Consider the following 18,801-nt stretch of genomic DNA (forward strand, 5'->3'; position numbering starts at 1 on the left):
GAAGTTCGATTCGGACATGAGACCCCCTAGTCAAGGAACTACTGCGTCTGCCCGGTCAACAACGACCGGTCGCAGAGTGATCAACCGAAAAGAACACTGGCACAGGAACGTTCCTCTATCAACGGTCATTGGGAACGTGTAGGGTCGATGTACCCAATTGGAGTAGGAACGAGGCTTGGGGCACAGAGTCTTGTGCCCACTTGCCAGTGGCAGACTGCTCCGGAGCCTGATCACATGCTGTGGAGGTGTGCCGTCCGTGACCAAACGACCCGGCCCGAGCGTTCGCCGTCGGCAGCTCGGCGCGATGCTGCGGCAACTGCGTACTCAAGCGGGCAAGACCCGCAAGGAGGCTGCCGACTGGCTTGAGATTGGCGAGCCAACGCTGAGCAAAATCGAGCTTGGCCGCCAAGCGATCAAGGGGCCGCATGTTCGGCTGCTGTGCCAGCTCTACGACGTGGATGCCGGCATGCTTGACAGCCTGCTACGGCTCGCCAAGGAAGCGGCCCAGCGCGGTTGGTGGGCGGCATACCGCGACACCGTGCCGGAGTGGTTCACGAAGTTCGTCGGACTCGAAGGCGACGCCGCCGACCTCTGGTCGTACCAAGCTGAGTTCGTGCCAGGTCTCCTACAGACGCCCGCATATGTCGAAGCAATCACGCGGGCCGCGCACTCTGGTATCAGTGACGAAGAAGTCGCGAAGTCGGTCAAGTTGCGTCGCGAGCGGCAAGCGCGTCTTGACGGTGGTACCCCGCCACGGCTGCACTTCTATCTGAATGAGACCGTCCTCCGGCGTCCGGTCGGCAGCCGCGATGAATGGCGTGAGCAGCTTGAGCACCTCATCGCGTCGTCGAAGCTCGAACACGTGTTCCTGCGCATCCTTTCGTTCTCCGCTGGCCCCCATGCAGCGATGGTGGGTTCGTTCGTGATGATGCAGTTCCCAGACGAAGACGCCCCCGCCTTCGTGTTCAGCGAGAACGAGCGAGGCGGCGTCTACCAGGAGGACCCGGGAGACATCGATCGCTATACCCTGATCGTTGACCAACTCGAAAGCGTGACGCTCAGTGAGGATGACTCCCGGGCCATGCTTGAAGAGCTGGTCAGGACCCTATGAATCGAGCACACCGAAGGGGGCGCGTCATGCCCACCCCAGAACTGTCCGCCTGGCGGAAGTCCAGCCGGAGCAGTCCCAACAACGGTGACTGCGTCGAAGTAGGTTTCGGCGCGGACATCCGCGGCGTCCGCGACACGAAGAACCGTAGCTACGGAACACTCGTGTTCGGTAACGAGTCATGGTCGAGCTTCCTTGGCGCAGTCAAGAGCGGCCGACTCGATCTGGACGGCAATCAGAGCTAGGGCAACGCAAGAGACCGCCCGTACCCCGATTGGGCTGCTATCGGGGTACGGGCGCTCTCGTGTGCACGGGACCGTTAAGACCCGCTCGCGATCGTACTCAGCGCAACTCGCAATCCGGGAAGACTCGCCCATGCGCTTGCCGTTTGCTGCGCGTGGGGCAGGACATGATCAATTACGTGGGGCAAACGTGGGCTAGAAACTCTCACGCTACGCACCCACAGCAGATCAACAGCATCTAGACTGTGCATGACCAAATCGCTAGTCACACCACCCGTGACCAGCGTTTTCCCAGGTTTCAGCGCCAAGCCTCCGAGAAAAGGGAACCGTCCTGCCACCTGCGGCAGGACGGTTCCCTTCTTGGTCTCGAAGCTCAGCAGCCCATGCCGAAGCCGCCGCTGACCGGGATCGCCGCCCCGGTGATGAAGGAGGCGGCGTCGCTGGCGAGGAACTCCACCACCCCGGCCACCTCGTCGGGACGGCCCGTACGACGCATCGCCGTCATCCGCAGGACCTCTTCGCGCCTGGATGCGGTGAGCTCAGCAGTCATTTCGGTCTCGATCAGACCCGGTGCGACCAGATTCGCGGTGATGCCGCGCGAGCCGAGCTCCCAGGCCAGCGAGCGGGTGAGACCGGTCAGCCCGGATTTGGATGCGCTGTAGTTGATCTGCCCGGGCGCTCCGGTGAACCCGATGATCGAGGAGACGAAGATGATCCGGCCCCATCGCGCGCTGAACATCTTGCGCGCGGCTCGCCGCGCGACCCGGAACGAACCGGTCAGGTTGGTCTCCAGCACATCGGCGAAGTCATCGTCGCTGAGCCGGGGCAAGAGCTTGTCACGGGTGATCCCGGCGTTGGCCACCAGCACCTCGACCGGTCCGTGTTCTTCTTCGATCCGCCGAAACAGTTGCTCGACGTCGTCGGGGGCGGTGATGTCCGCGCGCACGGCGAGGAAATCCTCCGGTGGCGGCTCGGATCGGTAGGTGATCGCCACCCGGTGCCCGGCCTTTGCGAAGGACTGGGCGATTTCCCGGCCGATGCCCCGGTTCCCGCCGGTGACCAGCACTGACCTAGTCATGTTCCCACCCTTTGCCGGTCCAGTTCGGCGGCTGCGTCGTCGCTGCTGGTGAAGTGCACTGCCTGCCAGCCGGTTTCGCGCGCACCCGCGCAGTTCTTGGCCATGTCGTCGACGAGCACGCACTCGCCGGCCGGGAAACCGCAGCGCTCAACGGCGAGCCCGAAAATAGCGGCTTCCGGTTTGCGGCTGCCCACCTCGTAGGACAGCACGACGGAGTCGAATAGCTCCGGTGACACCATGCGCCGCCACTGCTCGTCCCAGCTCGGCGGCATGTTCGACAGCAACCCGACGAACACTCCCTGCTCGCGGAGCTTCCGCAGCGTGCCGACCCAGGAGGAGTTCGCCGGGCGGCCGGCGAACCAGCGCTCCCCGAGCCGCGAGAGATCCACCTCGGCTCCGGTGTCCTCGCGAACCAGGGCCGTCACCTGCCGAGCCCAGTCAGCTTCGGTGGTCAGCGGAGTGTCCAGCGGTGCCATCACATCGTCCACGCCGTAGCGGGCAGCGACCTTCTGCATGGCTGCCCACAGCACTGCGGGGGGAGCGCCGGCCTGTGCCGCGAACCCCGCGAAGCTCTCGTTGACCGGTGGAGTCAGCACCCCGCCGAAGTCGGTCCACACCGCCCGGAACGTCATGCAGCCACCTCGCTGGACGTGCCGGCCTGGTGGAACCCGACGGTGGTGGTGGCGATCACGGTGCCGTCCTGCACGAAGTGCACGTCGAGTTCGTTGCTGTGCTCTCCGACGATCCTCAGGTCGACAGGGGAGTCCAGTTCCGCGAAGCGGATGAACTCGGCGCGCAACGACGTGCACCGCACCCGGGTCGCGGCCGCGCCGGTGCCGTCGTCGAGCGCCAGCAGCGAGAGCTGGCGTGCCGCTTCGAACAGGCTCATCGCCGGGTAGTGGTCGTATTCGTGGTCGAACAGGCTGCGGTTGCGCGGGTTGACGCCCAGTTGCGCCGACGTGGAGTGGTGGTCCCTGCGGGCGTTGGTCAGCACCACGTTCTCGGGCAGCTTGCGCCCGAAGAGGTGCGGGCTGAGCGGCACCCCAGCCGGGGTCGCGGGCAGCTCGGACGATGTCGGCGGTTCGCCGGTGCGCTGCCGGGTCCGTAGGGTCCGGAAGGTTGTCTTTGCGACCGCGGTGGCTTCGATGCGCGCGGTCCCGATCGATCGCCCGGACAACGTAAGCTCCGCGTCCATTCCCATGTTGCGGGGTATTCCGGCGCGCATCTCGACGTCGGTGAACACGCCGCTCATCCGCAATTCACCGGGCCGGGTGCCGATGACGAGTCCGTCCAGGTCGGTGATCCGGATGCTCGCCGTCTTTACCAGCATCGTGGAGTTCATCGGCAGGCCGAGCAGTTCGTGGGTGCCATAGGTGCCGCCCTGGCGGCAGCACTCCAGCAGCAGCAGCGGATCGAACAGCTCCGGTCGAGCCGCGTGATCGGTGTAGTAGGCGTGGTAGAGGGGTAGCTGCGCATCTACCAGGAACTCACGTCCGCCAGCCGCATTGAATCCCGTGATGAACACCTCGGACAGCGCCCACCGATGTACCATTTCCCGGGCGACAGTTTGGCTGAAGGCGCCCACAGGCGGTGCTAATTCACCGGCATCCTTGCTCATCTTTTACCTCCTGGAAATGCCGTCACCAGCGGCCGATGCTCGGTGCCGCAATGTTCGCCGGACAAAGTGCAATGTGAAGATTTTGCGAAGTTTTCGCTGCAAATCCGGCCCTGCTTCGACGAGCAATTGCACGTTCCTGCGGTTGCTTTGTTGACCGCATCGATTCTTGAATTCGCGCCCAGCTTTGTAAATATGTTTCGCATATGTCGTTTGACTGTGCCCTCGGTGATGCGCAGGGCGCTGGCGATTTGCCGGTTGCTCAACGCCTGCGCGACGAGGTTCACGATCTCCCGCTCGCGCGCGGACAGTTTGTGGTGGCAGTGCATGCGGGCCCGGATCAATTCGATCTGCTCGGTGGTCACCTGGCCAGGCGGCGGAGCGATCCGGATCTGGTCCAGTAGCGTGAGTAGTTCCTCGAGCGTGGTTTGCGCGTCCCCGAAGGAGGTGACGCCCACGGTGCGCAGTTCGCCCAGCAGCTCGGTGTCTCTCAGTGGAAGCAGTGCCAGAATCCGGGTCTGCGGCGAAGTCAACCGGATCCGCGCGATGTTGGCCATCAGGTAGTTGACCGAAGTCGTCGAGCAGACCAGGGCCACATCCGGCGGCCGCAGGTCGGCCGCGCCGTCGAACGCTGAGATCGCGCTCGGGTCTTCCACCACTTCCAGGTTGCCGAAAGGAAGCAATGCACGTGCCACCGATTGGTGCAACAGCACGTTCTCGATGCATAAGAGTAATCGGGTACTAAGAACGAACTGTGGATCGCTCATAAGTGCCCCCCAGGCATGATTGTGTGTGGTACGGTGGAAAGTGTGATCACACGCAGTCGCCGACCAAAGGTTAGGGCCACGACAACGCGACGACTTTAGCTCAATGTGAGCGATCGCTCGCAAGTTTGTGATTCACATCATGGAACTGCCTGGGTTCTTGACTAAAGCTTCGGAGTTGTTCAGCTCTGCCCGACCGGCCGATGTCTCCTAAGTAGTATTTCGGACTGGATTTCCGGCCGTAAGAATGGCTTCTCGGGGAACCGCTGGGGTTTCCTGGACGCATCTTCGTGGTGCGCGCGGGCCGCTATGGGACGTCAATGTCGCCGTCCTATGCGTCAATCGGAGCGCTCCATACGGCGAAATAGAGTAATCGAAGAGTTGTGCGGGAGGCTGTGCGTGAGCATAAAGTCGGGCGGCACGTTGGTAGTCGGAGCCGGGCCCACCGGGCTCACCGTAGCCACCGAGCTCATCCGCCGAGACCGTCCGGTACGCATCATCGACCGAGAAGAACGCCCGCACCCGCATTCGCGGGCGATCGTGCTCTGGCCGCGGGGCCTGGAAGCACTGCGCCGCTGCGGTGCCGCCGAAGAGATCGTTGAACGCGCGCTGCCGTTGAAGGCCGGGAACTACTACACCGGCGGGCGCCGGGTGGCCCGACTGGAGTTCTCCGGCGGGCTGGCCGGAACCCGCTACCAGGACCCGCTATCGCTGCCGCAGCGAGACACCGAAGAGGTGCTGCGCCGCAACTTCGAGCAACTCGGCGGCAAGATCGAGTACGGCGTGTCCATGAGATCGCTGCGTCAGGAGGCGGAGAAGGTCCACGTCGGGCTTGGGACCACTTCCGGTACGGCCGATGAGGAATTCTCCTGGGTTGTGGGCTGCGATGGTGCGCACAGCGGCACCCGGGAACAACTCGGGGTGGAATTCGAAGGCCAGGCGTACCAGGAGACGTTCGCGCTTTCCGACGGTGAATGCGAAACCCCGCTGGCGCACAACGAGGCGCATTACTTCATGAGCCCCCACGGCGTGCTCGTCGTGGTGGGGCTGCCCGGCGGCCTGTACCGGGTGTTCGTGAGCCTGCGACCGGGAACCGATCAGTCCGATCTGAACGGTCTGGTGCAGGAAGCAGCGCAGCAGCGCTGTCCGGTTCCGCTGCGCCTGGTCGGCGAGCAGCAGTCCGGTAGCTTCCAGGTCAACCGCCGCGTCGCAAAGCGATTCCACGAAGGCCGGGTGATGCTCGCCGGCGATGCTGCGCACGTGCACAGCCCGGCCGGTGGTCAGGGTATGAACACCGGCATCGAGGACGCCCAGTCCCTCGGCTGGCGCTTGGCGTCCGCCGATCCCGGCACGGCGGGAGTGGCCGGAGTGCGAGCATGGGCGGCCGAGCGTCGCCACGTCGCACAGCAGGTCGTCGCCGACACCGACCGGCAAACGCAGATGTGGATGCTCAAGGGCTGGCGCCGCCGAGCCCGCGACGGGGCCCTGGGGATCGCCGCCCGAACCGGCCTGCTCAACCGCGTTCTGCCACCGCGTCTGGCCCAGCTCGCGCTGGCCTATCCGAGCAGTGGAACCGGTGTCGGCATGCTCAAACCCGGCGTGCGGCTGCCGGACGAAAAGCTGGGCGACAAGTGGTTGCACGACATTCTGAACGGCAACGCCCTGGTCCTGGGTTTCGCGGTCGATCGGCGGGAAACCGGCAACCTGCCCGTGGTGCGTGCCGCCGCGGGTGCTCTCGCCCAGCAGTGGGCCGCGCAACTGGGGTCCGAGGCCGATGTCGCGATCGTCCACAGCGGCGCACCGGACATGCCCGGCGACCTGCTCGACGAAACCGGGCAGGTGCACCGCCGGTTCGGCATCACCGGGCCTGCGCTGGTAGTGGTCCGCCCGGACGCGGTCGTGGCGCACGCCGAACGGTTGACCGACGACATCGGACGTTGACGCAGACATCACTGACGACCAATCCCGGGGGCGAAATGCGCGGCAACGAAAACGTTCTGGACGGAACCGACGACGTTCTGGACGAACTCAAGAAATTGGTCACCGAGCTCACCGATCTACCAGCCGGGGCGCTGACGTCGGCCGCGTCGCTGGCGACGGACCTCGGCCTCGACGATCTGGCGGTCGCGCAGATCCTCGTCGAGGCCGAGCTCCGGTTCGGTGTCCAGATCCCGGATCGCGTCGTGCGCCCGGGGTTGCAGGAACTCGCTGACTACATCCGAGCCGAGGCGCGGAAGGAAAACACATGAACCTGAGACTGGGCCTGCAACTGACGAGCTTCAGCTATCCCAGCACCCCGCCGGCGAGCCTCTTTGAGCGGATTGTGGAAACCGCCCAAACCGCCGAACAGGCGGGCTTTGACCTGTTCGCGGTGATGGACCACCTGATGCAACTGCCCGTGCAGGGGGCCCCGGACGAACCGATGATGGAGCCCTACACGCTGCTGGGCGGGGTTGCGGCGCGTACTGCGCGGATCCAGCTGGGCACCCTGGTCACCGGCGTGACTTACCACAACCCAGCGCGGCTGGCCAAGACCGTTACCGCGCTGGACATCGTCTCCGGTGGGCGGGCGTTGCTCGGCATCGGCGCCGCCTGGTACGACGAAGAGCACCGCCGCTACGGGTACTCATTTCCGAGCGTGCGGGAACGGTTCGCCTGGCTCGACGAGGCGCTGCAGATCTGCCGATCGATGTTCGAGGGCAAGTCGACGTCGTTCAGCGGCGAGCACTTCTCGGTGTCCGACGCGTTGAACGAACCGCAACCGGTGCACGTGCCGCCGATCCTCATCGGCGGGGCCGGCGAGCAACGAACGATCCCCTTGGCTGCCAAGCACGCCGACGTCCTCAATCTGAACTGCGGTTTCCCCGACGTGCCACGGAAGCTCGAGGTTCTGCGGGAGAAGTGCGCGGAGCTCGGCCGCGACTACGACGCGATCAACAAAAACGTGCTGGCGGTGGTGTTCCTCGGGCGGACGAACGAGGAAGCGGTGGCCAAGCGCGACGCCGTGCTGGCCCGGCAGCGGTCCGGCCCCGCCGCCACGGGCACCGGGCTCCCTGCGGCGCTGGGGAGCCGGATGATCGTTGGCGACGCGGACACGGTCGGTGAGCAGATCAGCGGTCTGATCGACCTCGGTCTCGACGGTGTGATCGTCAATCTGACGGGCGACAGCCATAACCCGGAGCGGCTGGCCTATGCAGGCGAGGTGTTGCGGGCGGCGCTGCCTTAATACTGCGACGGCAGGGCGCAAGCCAGGCGAGGGCGATTCCTCGACCCTCCACCGGGATCCGGCGACCCAGACCAGATTCAGCAGGGTGCAGCGGAGGGGCCCGTGGCGGTGCAAGCTGAGTCCCACACGGAATGCGGCTTGCGCCGCATTCCGAAGCGATTTCTCAGGCCCCGATCAGCGGTGTCAAGTAGTCGCGGCAGATCCGCTTGAGCTCGCCGATCACGGCGGCGCGTTCCGCGCCCTTGGTGCCGATGATCAACGGCAGCACGCCCCGGAACACCCCGACCAGCACCCGCGCGCTGCGCACCCGCTGGTCCTTGGGCAGTTCCGGGGCACGTGCGGCGAAGATCGCGCTCAGCCGCTCGATCACCGCCTCGCGGACGTGCAGCGGCTTGGTCGCCACCTGCTCGTCAGGGGCGTTGAACAGGGCCTGGAACCCGGGGTTGGACAGGTTGAAGTCGATCATCGGGTCGACCATCGCGTCGATCAGCTCGGTCAGCGGCAGATCGGCGTGCTCGACAGCGAGGGCCTTGCGTTGAGTCTGCTGCAACTGCCGCAGGTACCGCTCGGACAGCGCACGGGCGATCTCCGCCTTGTTCGGGAAGAACTGGTAGAGCGTGCCGGGGGAAGACGCGGCGCGCGCGGCGATCGCGTTGGTCGTCGCGGCGGCGTAGCCGACCTCGCCGAACACCTCGGCGGCGGCGTCGAGGAGCAGCTCGATCCGTCGTTCACCCCGTGCCTGCCTCCGGCGCTGCGGCGGCTGATCCGCCATGACCGTCACCTCCCGCGCATCCGCCTGAGTGGTAATGAAGCGAACCTTCACTCGTGTTCTCCGCCGACACTAACGCGTCGCGCCACACTTCGGGATCTTCGGGGAAGGACCGGCACCCCGCTGTGTTCGACTGCTGCGTCGCCAACATGCCCGGTGGTGTTCCGCAGACCTCCACGCGTGCCCTGACCAACGCGACGCCGCGACGAAGGACTGGGGATAGTGGATCCCATTCCTGGTCGCCGCGTCGTTCTGCGCCGCCGCGCCCCCAACGCCGAGCGACCCCAGTTGTAGACGTTGTAGTTCCCGGTGAAGGCGCCAGGTTTGCACCCCGCTGTTGTGCTTTGTGGTGTTGTTCGTCGAAGCCGGCTGCTGGGCGGACTCGCCGGTGGCCGCGTCAGGTGCGTCGGCGCGCTGTTCGGGTCGCTCGGTCGTAGCGGGCATCGTCGTTCTTCACCCTGGTTGAGGTTCCCGTTGAACGTGCCGGTCTGGACTCCGGTGTTCTTTTCGCCGACGTAATTGCTTGTTGTCAGCGCTGAAGTCGCTGAGGTCGAGCAACGTGCGAAGGGACTCGGTACGTGTTCGTTCGTCCCGGAACAGGCGCCGGAAGAGCTTGGCCGTCTCCGCATCGGATGGTTGGGTGTGCGTGGTGCAGGACCAGGGTCCGTGAGTGTTTTTCGGTGCTATGGCGCCCAAGAACGCTCACGGCCAGGTGGCGGCCTTCGCCGCGGCGGCGCGTGGGATTGGTAGCGGAAAGTCCGGCCGCCGACGTCCTGGCCCTGCTGGACCGGTTGGAGCTGCCGCAGGTCGTCCTGGGCGGATGCTCGATGGGCGGCTCCGTCGCGATGGCGGTGCTGCGGGCCGCGCCGCAACGGGTCGCGGGTCTGCTTCTCGTCGACACCAGGGCTGTGGCCGACAACGACGAGCTGCGTGCCCACCGCCTCACGGTCGCGGATCGAGCGGAACGCGAGGGCTCCGGCGGCCGGCTCGCGGAGTGCACCCTGCCGGATCTGCTGGGAAGCATGACGCACGAACGACGGTCAGAGGTCGTCGCCAGCGTCCGAGTCCCTGTGCGGGCGGGAACAACGTGGTCGTCGACGAGCACGTAGAGTGCAGCCACGAGGGTGTCATTCACAGATTGATCTTGAACACCCTTCTCCGCACCGACCGCTCCCTTCACGTGATCTTCACGGAATCAATCATTTAGAGGACGAGTTGCAGCGTAGGGACGGCTGACCGTGAACGGCTACGGCAGGTTTGCGGGGCGTGTACTGCCACCGGTGGCGGAGCCCCTACCGGGTCAGTACCCACGAACCCTGGACGGCCGTGGGCACCAAGTCTCGTTGGGATCTCGGCTCCTTCGTCGAAGCTATCGCAATTGGTGCTCGGCTGTGTGGGAGTCGGGCCGTCACCGACGCCGCTGGCAGTAACTGAGGGTCACGGGGCGAGCGCAGTGTCTCCTGCCTCGTCAGCTGGGTGGCCGTCAGCATTGCTGGTCATTGGCTGCCCATGCGGCGGCGATCTGGGTTCGGGAGGTATATCCGAGTTTGGTGAGGATGTGTTCGACGTGGGTTTCGGCGGTCCGTTGGCAGATCATCAGGCTGGCTGCGATTTCCTTGTTGGACTTCCCAGCGGCGACCAGCGCGGCGACCTCGCGTTCCCGTTTGGTCAGCGGCGAGGTGACCGGTGACTCCTCCGCTGGTGGGCGCGGAGCCGGTGTCGGTGCGGCGGGCTCGGCCAGCGCGAGGGCGATTACATCCGGCTGGCTCATCTGGGCACCCTGCCCGAGGTAACTGTCGAAGCTCTTCTCCCCGAGTGCCTCCCGGGCATGCGCGCGCGCCTGGTGGCGCCGCGCGAGCAGGGGAGGCGAGCCGAACAGCGGTCCGCCGACGAGTTTCCATATTCGCTCCGTGGCCCCCAGGAGCACGGCACCCCGGTGGGGGTCACCGTCGGCCACAGCGACCCAGGCCAGCAGTTCGAGACAGAACGCGATGCCGAGTCGATCGTCGAGTTCTTGCTTCTTCCGCAAAGCGGAGCAAACGTGCACGGCCGCCTGCTTGGGCTTGCCCGCCACCCACCAGCTCAAGCCGACGCGCCACTCCGTCCACGACAGCGCCCAGCGTTCGCCGCGCGGCGTGCACAACGTCTGCGCCTCGCGCAGCAGTGCCATGGCCGTCTCGGTGTCGCCGAGCACAGCTGCGGCCTGCGCCCGCGACGCGAAGACCAGCAAGCCGGGAGCGGTCCACCGCCCCGACGCGCGGTGGCGGGCCAACGCCTCGTCCAGCAACGGCATGCCCTGGGGCGACTTGTCGTTCCACACATGGGTTGCCCCGATGAACTGCAGTGCATAGGTGAGTGCCATGTCGTCCCCGAGCGCTGCGGCAAGACAGCGGCTCTGCTCGAGCAGGCTCAGCGCCCCCGATGCGTCCCCCTGGCAGAAGGCGATCCATCCGGCGAGCCACAGCGCGCGTGCGCGTTCGGGGCTGGGCTCGGTATCCAGCGCGAGTGCCCGGTCCAGCCAGTGGCGGCCCTCGCGAACGAACCCGCCCGCGATCCAGTAGAACCACAGCGCCGTGCTCAGGCGAAGGCCGGTGCGGATCTCGCCCGGGGTGGTCAGGCAGTACTCCAGCGCGGCCCAGAGGTTCGGGCGTTCCGCGCGCATTCGTGCGATCCACTCGCCTTGGCGCGGGCCGGAGAATTCGGCGTCGGCCTGTTCGGCCAACCCGAGAAAGTAATCGCGGTGCCGCCGATGCCAGGTGGCAAGCGCGCCTTCCCTTACTTCGGCGAGGCGTTGCTGGCCGTATTGCCGGATGGTGTACAGCATCCGGTACCGGGCACGTGGCCCGTTTGCTACCCGGGTCAGGATGGACTTGTCGGTTAACCCGATCATGGCCTGGAACACGTCGTCGCTGGTGAGGCCCTCACCGGCGCAGACAGCCTCGACTGAGTTGAGGTCGAACTCGCCGGCGAAGACCGAGCCACGCGCCCACAGCAGCCGCTCCGCTTCGGTGCACAGCTCGTAGCTCCAGTCCACCGCCGCACGAAGCGTCTGGTGCCGGGGCACCGCTTCCCGGTGGTCAGCGGTCAGCAACTGGAACTGGTTTTCCAACCGGTTGAGGATCTGCTCCACCGACAGCGTGCGCACACGCACGGCCGCCAGCTCGATGGCCAGCGGGATACCGTCCAACCGTCGGCACAACCGGGCCACCGCTGGCCAATTCCCGGCCTGCAGGGTGAACTCCGGCGACACCATCGCGGCGCGCTGCTCGAACAGCGTCAACGCCTCGTACTGCGAGGGCGAGTCCAGCGGTTCGTTCGCGGCGGGCACCGACAGCGGCGGCACTGGGCAAACCTGCTCCCCCGGGACGCCCAGCGGTTGCCGGCTGGTGGCCACGACTCGCAGCCCGGGAGCGTTGACCAGCAACGTGGTGGCCAGCGCGGCGCAGGCGTGGATCAGGTGCTCGCAGTTGTCCAGCACCAACAGCAACTGTTTGTCGGCCACGTAATCCACGACAACCGTCGTGGCGTCACGGACCGTCTGATCGTGGAGATCCAATGCGGTCGCAACAGCCTCCGGCACCAGGGCAGGATCCTGCACCTTCGCCAACTCCACGAAGTGCACGCCGTCACGGAAGGCGCGCCGCAGCTCCCAGGAGACCTGCACCGCCAGGCGGGTCTTGCCGACACCACCGACGCCCACCAAGGTCACCAGCCGCGCTTTGGCCAGAGCCTGCCTCACCCCAGCCTTCGCCTCGCGACGCCCCACGAAACTCGTCAATTCGTGCGGCAGGCCGCCAGCCCTTTGCGCCTGTACTTTTGTCACGATGTGCCCCCACCGGGCCCGAAACGCTAAATCATATTAAGTCTAATCGGTGTCCTGCCAACGGAGGTCCAATTTTGGGTCACTCCCGCATTCGGTGATCACGGTTGGGTACGTATAACGACCAATCGTAATCTTGGACGATCGCTGGTGGCCTGCTTCCCGAGTCAGCGTCTACGGGGCTCAATGGCGGGACATCGCCAAGTAATCTTCGGTGTGCAGGGCAGGGGAGCCGACTCAGAAAATCGCGACTCCGACAGACATGGTGCGGTAAAGCGCCTCCGCTTCGGCGTGAAGGTCGTCGCCGAGGCGCTGCCACTTGTCCGTAGCGTCACGAGCACGCTGCAGGCCGCGATACCACAACTCGGCCGTCGACCAACCACTGCCGGCTGGACTGGTCGTCGTCCCGCTAGCCGACCGCCCACTGACCGAGATTGTCGTGGCCTGGCCGAAGACCAGCCGGAGCCCGCTGGTCCGCAGCTTCGTCCTGGCGGCCGGAATCACCTACAGGACCTGAACCGCATGCGGCTACCACGGGCCTGGCAACCGCGACCCACGCCAAGACGGCACAACTGGTCGCCGAAACTGAATTGGCGCCGTCGGAACTCCGCACGTTCTGACAGCCGACGTTCATCGAGCACACGTACGCTCATCGGCTGAAGAGTCGTTCGAGCGGCGGCAGGAGTCGACGGCGCACGACGATGGGGCGTGCTGGCCATCCAGCAATCGGCGTTGTCATCCGCAACCGCAATGCCAGCATCGGTCAGGTCCTCGTCTCCGGTAAGGAATATCGCATGGTTGGAAATAAGTACCTTCCACCAGTAGTTCTCAAGCTCCGCCGCGGTTGCTTGAGCTGACGTTGATCGCCGACGAATCCAGAATCTTGGCCCAGCAAGCGGACGTTCGTGGCAGTCGGCCAGTCCAGGCCCGTGTCCAGACAGAGGCCTGGGTGGCCGCGGCGAGGTCCTTGGACCCGCTGAATTCCGAGCAGGCCTATACGGCGCCGGTGGACTGGAGCACCTTCGCCAGCGCGTCGACGAGCAGGTCGATGTCTTCGTCGGTCGCGACAAGGGGAGGCGCGAACCGCACGGTCGATCCGTGGGTGTCCTTCGCGAGCACTCCCTGCTCGAGAAGCCCCTCGCAGACCTGCCGGCCGGTCATCAGCTCCGGGTCGATGTCGATGCCGGCCCACGCTCCATGCACGCGGGCGCTGACCAGGCCGTGCCCGATGAGGCCGTCGAGCCGCTCGGCCAGCCGCGCGCCGATCCGTCGGGCTCGCTCCTGGTACTTCCCGGTGCGCAGCAGTTCGACGACCTCGAGCCCGACCGCCGCGGCGAGGGGATTGCCACCGAAGGTCGAGCCGTGGCTGCCGGGGGTGACGACTCCGAGAATCTCCTCGTCGGCGGCCACCGCCGAGACCGGGTACAGGCCACCGCCGAGGGCCTTGCCGAGGATGTAGATGTCGGGGACCACGTCGACGTGGTCGCAGGCGAAGGTGCGACCGGTTCGCGCGAGCCCCGCCTGGATCTCGTCGGCCACCATCAGCACCCGCTGCTCGGTGCAGAGCTTTCGCAGCCCCTGCAGAAAGCCCTCGGGCGGCAGGATGACACCACCCTCGCCCTGGACGGGCTCGAAGAGGACGGCGACGACCGACGGGTTGATCGCCTCCCGCAGCGCATCGAGGTCGCCGTAAGGGACGCTGACGAACCCGGGCGTGAACGGTCCGTAGTCCGCGGTCGCGACGTCGTCGTCGGAGAAGCTGACGATCGTGGTCGTGCGCCCGTGGAAGTTGCCGTGCATCGTCACGATGGTCGCGCTGCCGGGATCGACGCTTTTGACGCGATAGCCCCACTTGCGGGCCACCTTGATCGCGGTCTCGACGGCCTCCGCGCCGGAGTTCATCGGCAGGACCATGTCCTTGCCGGTGAGCTCGGCGAGTGCCTGGGAGAACGGGCCGAGGCGGTCGTTGTAGAAGGCGCGGCTGGTCAGGGTGAGTCGTCCGAGCTGCTCGTGTGCGCGGGCGACGAGCCGCGGGTGCAGGTGGCCGAAGTTCAGCGCCGAGTACCCGGCGAGGCAGTCGAGGTATCGCCGGCCCTCGACATCGGTCACCCAGGCCCCTTCCCCGTGGGCCAGCACTACGGGGAGCGGGTGGTAGTTGTGCGCCGCGTAGCGCTCGGTCTGGGCGGTGTGGCGGTCGGAGGCGGTGAGCGTCCCAAGGTCAGCGGAGGCCATACCGACCATAGAACAGTTTGTTTCAGTTGAAGTCAATACCAACAAATCTGTAATCTGTGTTTCGGTCTCGTCTCCTGCGCGAAACCTGGCAGGGACCACGATGGACGCCTCCCGGGCCACCAACTGCTGCAGGGCACCATCCACCGGCCGAAACGGCGGACACGGAGCCGCGGTCGAGGCCGCCCGCTACCGCGTCAGCCACCGTATGCGTTTGACCGCCGGAAACTTCGCTGTCAACGACAAGCTCACCGGGGCGGTCGTGGGGCAGCAGCCTTTCGTTCCGGCTTGAAAGCACGGCTATCGGCAAGATGGCACCGGATCTGTAATTTCCGTTTCAGAGAGGCCGTGTGGCTGATAATTTGTCATCATGACTGAGATCCTCGGCGGGTTCGCCTCGGTCCGCGCTCTGGCGATGGAGAAGCTCGACGACTTCAGCAATAGCGAGCGAAAGGTTGCGCGAGCGCTGCTGGCCAACTACCCGACCGCCGGTCTGACGACGGTCGCCGATCTGGCCGAAAGGGGCGGGGTCAGCTCTCCCACGGTCGTGCGGTTCGTGACCCGGCTGGGGTTCTCCGGCTTCCCCTCCTTCCAGCGCGCGCTCGTGCACGAGTTGAACGGCGAGCTCGGGTCCCCACTCAAGCAGATCGCGGCGAAGCGCACGTCGGAGGAAGGCGTGCTGCCCGAGACGCTCAGCTCCTTCGCCGAGATGCTCTCGTCCAGCTACGCCGACCTGCCGGAGTCGGAGTTCGGTCGTCTGGTGGGCCTGCTCAGCGACCCGGGTCGAGAGATCCGGGTCGCGGGCGGCCGGTTCAGCCGGCTGTTGGCGGAGTATCTGGTCGTGCACCTGCGCCTGATCCGGTCGGGCGTGGCGTTGGTGAGCAACGACGAGATCGACCGACGGAGCACGGTGGTGGAGGCGACGGGCAGCACCGTGTTCGTCGTCTTCGACTACCGCCGCTACACCGACCTCAACCTGCGCTTCTCCCAGCAGATGGCGGACAGGGGAGTGACGGTGTGCCTGATGACCGATAACTGGCTCTCGCCCATCGCGAAGGTCGCCAAGGTCGTGCTGCCCGTGCGTGTCGACTCCGCCTCACCGTTCGACTCGCTGGTCGCGGCGACCGCGGTGACGGAGAGCGTCATCGCCGCGGTCGCCGAGCGCCGGGGTGCGAAGGGCGTGGAAAGGCTCCAACAGATCGAGGAGAACACCGAGTAGTGCTCCCCTCGATCCGGCCTCTCTGACCGGCGACGCCCGGTCTGTCATTGCGTGGCGCCGCTGGTCAACCGCACCGGATCGGTCTGGCCGGCCTGGCGAGGCTTGTCGCTGCCCTTCCCGCGGGGGCGGGGGAGTCGTAGCTCGCGCACGTTCATCACCCCGTAGGGCGCCTTGATCAGGATGACCAGCAGGACCGCCGCGAGCAGCAGGTCGGCGGTGCCCGCCGGGAGTGCCACGCCCCCGGTCAGCCCACCGTCCTGCAGGCGCCGCAGCAGCTCCTGCAGGGCGCTGACGCCGATCCCCCCGATCACGGCACCGCTGAGGGAGAGGTAGCCGCCGAGCACCACCATCACCACAAAGGCGAAGGTCGTGGAGAGGAAGAACCCGCTGACGTTGAACGTGGCCAGGAACGATGCGTACAGCGAACCGGAGATCCCGCAGAGGATCGCGCTGAGGACCCAGGCGATCGCTCGGTGGCGCCCGACGGAGATCCCCGCCGCTTCGGCCGCCCAGAAGTCGTCACGGGAGGCCTTGAGCTGCAGTCCGCTGCGTGAGCACCGGTAGGCCCAGGCCACGACGATTGTGACCGCGACGACGGCCAGTGCGGTCCAGACCGTGGTGACCTTGGGGATCCCGATCATGCTGGAGGAGCCGCGGGTCACGTCGGTCCAGCTGTTCAGCACGTTGTAGACGATCACCAGCACCGCCAGGGTGGCGATGCCGGACTGCAGGCCGCTCAGTCGCGCGACGATCGGTGAGGTGAGCAACCCGAGCAGTCCAGCCGCCAGGCCGGAGATCACGAGCGCCTCCGGAAACGGGGCGTGGACCTCGCCCAGCCACGCCAGGGGCGCGGGCAGGTGCGGGAACAGGGTGTTCTTCAGCGGTACCGGGATGGTCAGGTAGGCGGTGGCGTAGGCGCCGACGGCCATGAACGCCACGTGCCCGAACGACATCACCCCGGAGTTGCCGGTGAAGACCGAAAGCCCGGCGACGAACACGACCGAGATCAGTGTCATGGTGACCACGCGGCCGAGCGCGCCACCGCTGAAGGCCCCGACCAGCGCGCAGAGGACACACAGTCCCACGAGCAGAGCGGGGGTCTGGAGCCAGTCGAACTTGTTCCTCATGAGACACGCACCTTCGCGCTGCTGAGCAGGCCCTGGGGCCTGATGACCAGGACGGCGATCAGGGCCGAGAAGAGGACGGCGTCGCGGAAGGCGATCAGCCCGGTCGGGAGGACCGTCTCGAGCAGCGTCGTGGCCACGCCGAGGATGAACCCGCCCAGTGCCGCGCCCTTCAGGCTGCGCAGCCCACCGAGTACCGCCCCGACCACGCCGATGAGCATCGGCTGCAGGCCCATCTCGGCGGACACCGCGCCTTGGCGTGCGACGAGCACGACCGATCCGGCGGCGGCCAGGAGCCCGACGATCGCGAAGGCGCCAGGGATGACGAGGTTCGCCCGCACGCCGAGCACGGAGGCCATCTCGAAGTTCTCGGCCGCGGCGCGCAGCTGGATGCCCAGGCTTGTGCGGGTCATCAGCCAGGCGACGGCACCGAGGATGAGCCCGCAGAGCACGAGGGTGCCGATCTCCAGGACGCTGATGTCGGCGCCGAGGAGCTGGAAGCGCTGTCCCAGGAACGGCTCCGGGGCCACGCCCTGGGCGCGCGGGAGCACGGTCATGCGGGCCAGGCTCTGGATCGCGAGGCTGACGGCGAAGGAGGCGATCATCAGCGTGATCGGGTCGGCGTTACGCAGCGGGCGGAAGGCCAGCACCTCGCAGACGACGGCGACGATGACGGCGAGCACCAGGGCGGCACCGACGGCGAGCGCCCAGGGCTGGTCGCGGAACAGGTAGAGGGCAAAGCCGCCGGCCATGACGATCTCGCCGTAGGCGAAGTTCAACAGGCCCAGGACGCCGAACAGCAGCGCCACGCCGATGGTGAGCAGCGCGTAGAGGGCGCCCAGGCCGATCGCGGAGACGACGAATTCGAGGATCACTGCGAAGCACCTGCTTCGGAGGGTGCGAAGCCGAGGTAGTCGACCACGGCAGGGATGTCTTGGAGTTCGGCCGCGGTCCCGGCACCGAGCACCTTGCCCGGCGCCTGCAGGACGTAGGCGCGGTCGCTGACCTCGAGCGCGCGCATGGCGTTCTGCTCGACCAGCAGGATCGTCGTGCCGTCGGCCCGGAGGCCGGCGATCACATCGAAGATCAGATCGATGATGATCGGCGCCAGGCCCAGGGTGGGCTCGTCGAGCAACAGCAGGCGGGGATCGAGGATCAGGGCGCGGGCGATTGCGAGTTGCTGCTGCTCGCCGCCGGAGAGCAGGCTCGCCCCGCGGCCCCAGTACTTGCGCAGCACGGGGAAGCGTTCGAGTTCCCGCTCGATGCGGGTGGCGACGGCGGCCTTGTCCTTGCAGGCGACCCCACCGAGACGCAGGTTCTCGCCCACGGACAGGTTCGCGAACACTCCGCCGCGCTCGGGCACGTAGGACAGCTGGCTGCGTACCGGTGAGAACGCCCGGGATCCGACCTGGACGTCGTCGACCCTGATGCTTCCGCCGGCCAGCGGGATCAGGCCCATGACGGCTTTGAGCAGGGTGCTCTTCCCGGCGCCGTTCTGGCCGATGACCGAGACGAGTTGCCCCTCCCCGACCTCGAGCGTGCATCCCTGGACCGCGCGCACGGCCGCGCCGTACTGGACCGACACGTCGTCGATGTGCAGGACCATG

General features: G+C 66.5%; 18 protein-coding genes. 7 read left to right on the top strand and 11 right to left on the bottom strand.

Features of this window, described 5'->3' with window-relative positions; genetic code table 11:
- Positions 1–256: 256 nt before the first annotated feature.
- Both ACRXBZ_RS35580 and ACRXBZ_RS35585 read left to right on the top strand, forming a co-directional pair.
- Positions 257–1,111 (top strand): helix-turn-helix domain-containing protein, encoded by an 855-nt coding sequence (locus tag ACRXBZ_RS35580; RefSeq protein WP_433882802.1) that lies wholly within the window; start codon positions 257–259, stop codon positions 1,109–1,111.
- Positions 1,112–1,137: 26 nt separating this feature from the next.
- Positions 1,138–1,353: a DUF397 domain-containing protein gene (locus ACRXBZ_RS35585; protein WP_433882803.1), complete on the top strand. Its 216-nt coding sequence runs from the start codon at positions 1,138–1,140 to the stop codon at positions 1,351–1,353.
- Positions 1,354–1,723: 370 nt separating this feature from the next.
- Here ACRXBZ_RS35585 and fabG read toward each other — a convergent pair whose 3' ends face one another.
- Genes fabG through ACRXBZ_RS35605 form a run of 4 tightly spaced genes read right to left on the bottom strand, consistent with a single transcriptional unit; the run spans position 1,724 to position 4,810 of the window.
- Positions 1,724–2,428, bottom strand: a complete 705-nt coding sequence (gene fabG / locus ACRXBZ_RS35590) for a 3-oxoacyl-ACP reductase FabG (protein WP_433882804.1) — start codon at positions 2,426–2,428, stop codon at positions 1,724–1,726.
- Positions 2,425–3,060 (bottom strand): HAD family hydrolase, encoded by a 636-nt coding sequence (locus ACRXBZ_RS35595; protein WP_433882805.1) that lies wholly within the window; start codon positions 3,058–3,060, stop codon positions 2,425–2,427. Before ACRXBZ_RS35595 ends, fabG begins: the two co-directional genes overlap by 4 nt.
- On the bottom strand, positions 3,057–4,046 hold the full coding sequence (locus tag ACRXBZ_RS35600; RefSeq protein ID WP_433882806.1) for a ScbA/BarX family gamma-butyrolactone biosynthesis protein: 990 nt from the start codon (positions 4,044–4,046) through the stop codon (positions 3,057–3,059). Before ACRXBZ_RS35600 ends, ACRXBZ_RS35595 begins: the two co-directional genes overlap by 4 nt.
- Positions 4,043–4,810 carry a response regulator transcription factor gene (locus ACRXBZ_RS35605; protein WP_433882807.1) on the bottom strand — a complete coding sequence of 256 codons (768 nt, stop codon included), beginning with the start codon at positions 4,808–4,810 and terminating at the stop codon, positions 4,043–4,045. Before ACRXBZ_RS35605 ends, ACRXBZ_RS35600 begins: the two co-directional genes overlap by 4 nt.
- 396 nt (positions 4,811–5,206) lie before the next feature.
- Here ACRXBZ_RS35605 and ACRXBZ_RS35610 point away from each other — a divergent pair, with 396 nt between their 5' ends.
- From ACRXBZ_RS35610 to ACRXBZ_RS35620, 3 genes are read left to right on the top strand one after another with little or no spacing between them, the layout of a single operon-like run.
- On the top strand, positions 5,207–6,748 hold the full coding sequence (locus ACRXBZ_RS35610; RefSeq protein WP_433882808.1) for an FAD-dependent monooxygenase: 1,542 nt from the start codon (positions 5,207–5,209) through the stop codon (positions 6,746–6,748).
- Between the two features lie 35 nt (positions 6,749–6,783).
- Entirely contained in the window at positions 6,784–7,056 is a 273-nt protein-coding gene (locus ACRXBZ_RS35615) for an acyl carrier protein (protein ID WP_190815804.1), read from the top strand.
- Positions 7,053–8,033 carry an LLM class F420-dependent oxidoreductase gene (locus ACRXBZ_RS35620; protein ID WP_433882809.1) on the top strand — a complete coding sequence of 327 codons (981 nt, stop codon included), beginning with the start codon at positions 7,053–7,055 and terminating at the stop codon, positions 8,031–8,033. The genes ACRXBZ_RS35615 and ACRXBZ_RS35620 overlap by 4 nt, the downstream gene beginning before the upstream one ends.
- Before the next feature lie 163 nt (positions 8,034–8,196).
- On the opposite strand, the gene ACRXBZ_RS35625 is transcribed toward ACRXBZ_RS35620, so the two are convergent.
- Complete coding sequence (locus ACRXBZ_RS35625) at positions 8,197–8,805, bottom strand: TetR family transcriptional regulator (protein ID WP_433882810.1); 609 nt, start codon at positions 8,803–8,805, stop codon at positions 8,197–8,199.
- A gap of 734 nt (positions 8,806–9,539) precedes the next feature.
- Between ACRXBZ_RS35625 and ACRXBZ_RS35630 the strand changes: the two genes are divergently transcribed.
- Positions 9,540–9,911 (top strand): alpha/beta fold hydrolase, encoded by a 372-nt coding sequence (locus ACRXBZ_RS35630; RefSeq protein ID WP_433882811.1) that lies wholly within the window; start codon positions 9,540–9,542, stop codon positions 9,909–9,911.
- 374 nt (positions 9,912–10,285) lie between these two features.
- Here the strand turns inward: ACRXBZ_RS35630 and ACRXBZ_RS35635 are convergent, their stop codons facing one another.
- From ACRXBZ_RS35635 to rocD, 3 genes are all read right to left on the bottom strand, one after another.
- Positions 10,286–12,568, bottom strand: coding sequence for a helix-turn-helix transcriptional regulator (locus tag ACRXBZ_RS35635; RefSeq protein WP_433882812.1), 2,283 nt, complete (start codon positions 12,566–12,568; stop codon positions 10,286–10,288).
- A gap of 291 nt (positions 12,569–12,859) precedes the next feature.
- Positions 12,860–13,126, bottom strand: a complete 267-nt coding sequence (locus tag ACRXBZ_RS35640; RefSeq protein WP_433882813.1) for a hypothetical protein — start codon at positions 13,124–13,126, stop codon at positions 12,860–12,862.
- 489 nt (positions 13,127–13,615) lie between these two features.
- A complete protein-coding gene (gene rocD / locus ACRXBZ_RS35645) occupies positions 13,616–14,863 on the bottom strand; it encodes an ornithine--oxo-acid transaminase (RefSeq protein ID WP_433882814.1) in 1,248 nt (415 codons plus the stop codon).
- 358 nt (positions 14,864–15,221) lie between these two features.
- Here rocD and ACRXBZ_RS35650 point away from each other — a divergent pair, with 358 nt between their 5' ends.
- Entirely contained in the window at positions 15,222–16,070 is an 849-nt protein-coding gene (locus tag ACRXBZ_RS35650; protein WP_433882815.1) for a MurR/RpiR family transcriptional regulator, read from the top strand.
- A 44-nt stretch (positions 16,071–16,114) separates the two neighbouring features.
- Here the strand turns inward: ACRXBZ_RS35650 and ACRXBZ_RS35655 are convergent, their stop codons facing one another.
- From ACRXBZ_RS35655 to ACRXBZ_RS35665, 3 genes are read right to left on the bottom strand one after another with little or no spacing between them, the layout of a single operon-like run.
- Positions 16,115–17,197: a branched-chain amino acid ABC transporter permease gene (locus tag ACRXBZ_RS35655; protein ID WP_433882816.1), complete on the bottom strand. Its 1,083-nt coding sequence runs from the start codon at positions 17,195–17,197 to the stop codon at positions 16,115–16,117.
- Positions 17,194–18,069 carry a branched-chain amino acid ABC transporter permease gene (locus tag ACRXBZ_RS35660; RefSeq protein WP_433882817.1) on the bottom strand — a complete coding sequence of 292 codons (876 nt, stop codon included), beginning with the start codon at positions 18,067–18,069 and terminating at the stop codon, positions 17,194–17,196. The genes ACRXBZ_RS35655 and ACRXBZ_RS35660 overlap by 4 nt, the downstream gene beginning before the upstream one ends.
- Positions 18,066–18,800 carry an ABC transporter ATP-binding protein gene (locus ACRXBZ_RS35665; protein WP_433882818.1) on the bottom strand — a complete coding sequence of 245 codons (735 nt, stop codon included), beginning with the start codon at positions 18,798–18,800 and terminating at the stop codon, positions 18,066–18,068. The genes ACRXBZ_RS35660 and ACRXBZ_RS35665 overlap by 4 nt, the downstream gene beginning before the upstream one ends.
- Between the last annotated feature and the right edge of the window lies 1 nt (position 18,801).

Source organism: Saccharopolyspora hattusasensis (assembly GCF_050972075.1).
Classification (GTDB): Bacteria; Actinomycetota; Actinomycetes; order Mycobacteriales; family Pseudonocardiaceae; genus Saccharopolyspora; species Saccharopolyspora hattusasensis.

Bases quoted from the DNA above. Each gene is read 5' to 3' on its own strand.
- ACRXBZ_RS35585 (WP_433882803.1), top strand. From the start codon at position 1,138: ATGCCCACCCCAGAACTGTCCGCCTGGCGGAAGTCCAGCCGGAGCAGT.
- fabG (WP_433882804.1), bottom strand. From the start codon at position 2,428: ATGACTAGGTCAGTGCTGGTCACCGGCGGGAACCGGGGCATCGGCCGG.
- ACRXBZ_RS35595 (WP_433882805.1), bottom strand. From the start codon at position 3,060: ATGACGTTCCGGGCGGTGTGGACCGACTTCGGCGGGGTGCTGACTCCA.
- ACRXBZ_RS35600 (WP_433882806.1), bottom strand. From the start codon at position 4,046: ATGAGCAAGGATGCCGGTGAATTAGCACCGCCTGTGGGCGCCTTCAGC.
- ACRXBZ_RS35605 (WP_433882807.1), bottom strand. From the start codon at position 4,810: ATGAGCGATCCACAGTTCGTTCTTAGTACCCGATTACTCTTATGCATC.
- ACRXBZ_RS35615 (WP_190815804.1), top strand. From the start codon at position 6,784: ATGCGCGGCAACGAAAACGTTCTGGACGGAACCGACGACGTTCTGGAC.
- ACRXBZ_RS35620 (WP_433882809.1), top strand. From the start codon at position 7,053: ATGAACCTGAGACTGGGCCTGCAACTGACGAGCTTCAGCTATCCCAGC.
- ACRXBZ_RS35625 (WP_433882810.1), bottom strand. From the start codon at position 8,805: ATGGCGGATCAGCCGCCGCAGCGCCGGAGGCAGGCACGGGGTGAACGA.
- rocD (WP_433882814.1), bottom strand. From the start codon at position 14,863: ATGGTCGGTATGGCCTCCGCTGACCTTGGGACGCTCACCGCCTCCGAC.
- ACRXBZ_RS35650 (WP_433882815.1), top strand. From the start codon at position 15,222: ATGACTGAGATCCTCGGCGGGTTCGCCTCGGTCCGCGCTCTGGCGATG.
- ACRXBZ_RS35655 (WP_433882816.1), bottom strand. From the start codon at position 17,197: ATGAGGAACAAGTTCGACTGGCTCCAGACCCCCGCTCTGCTCGTGGGA.
- ACRXBZ_RS35665 (WP_433882818.1), bottom strand. From the start codon at position 18,800: ATGGTCCTGCACATCGACGACGTGTCGGTCCAGTACGGCGCGGCCGTG.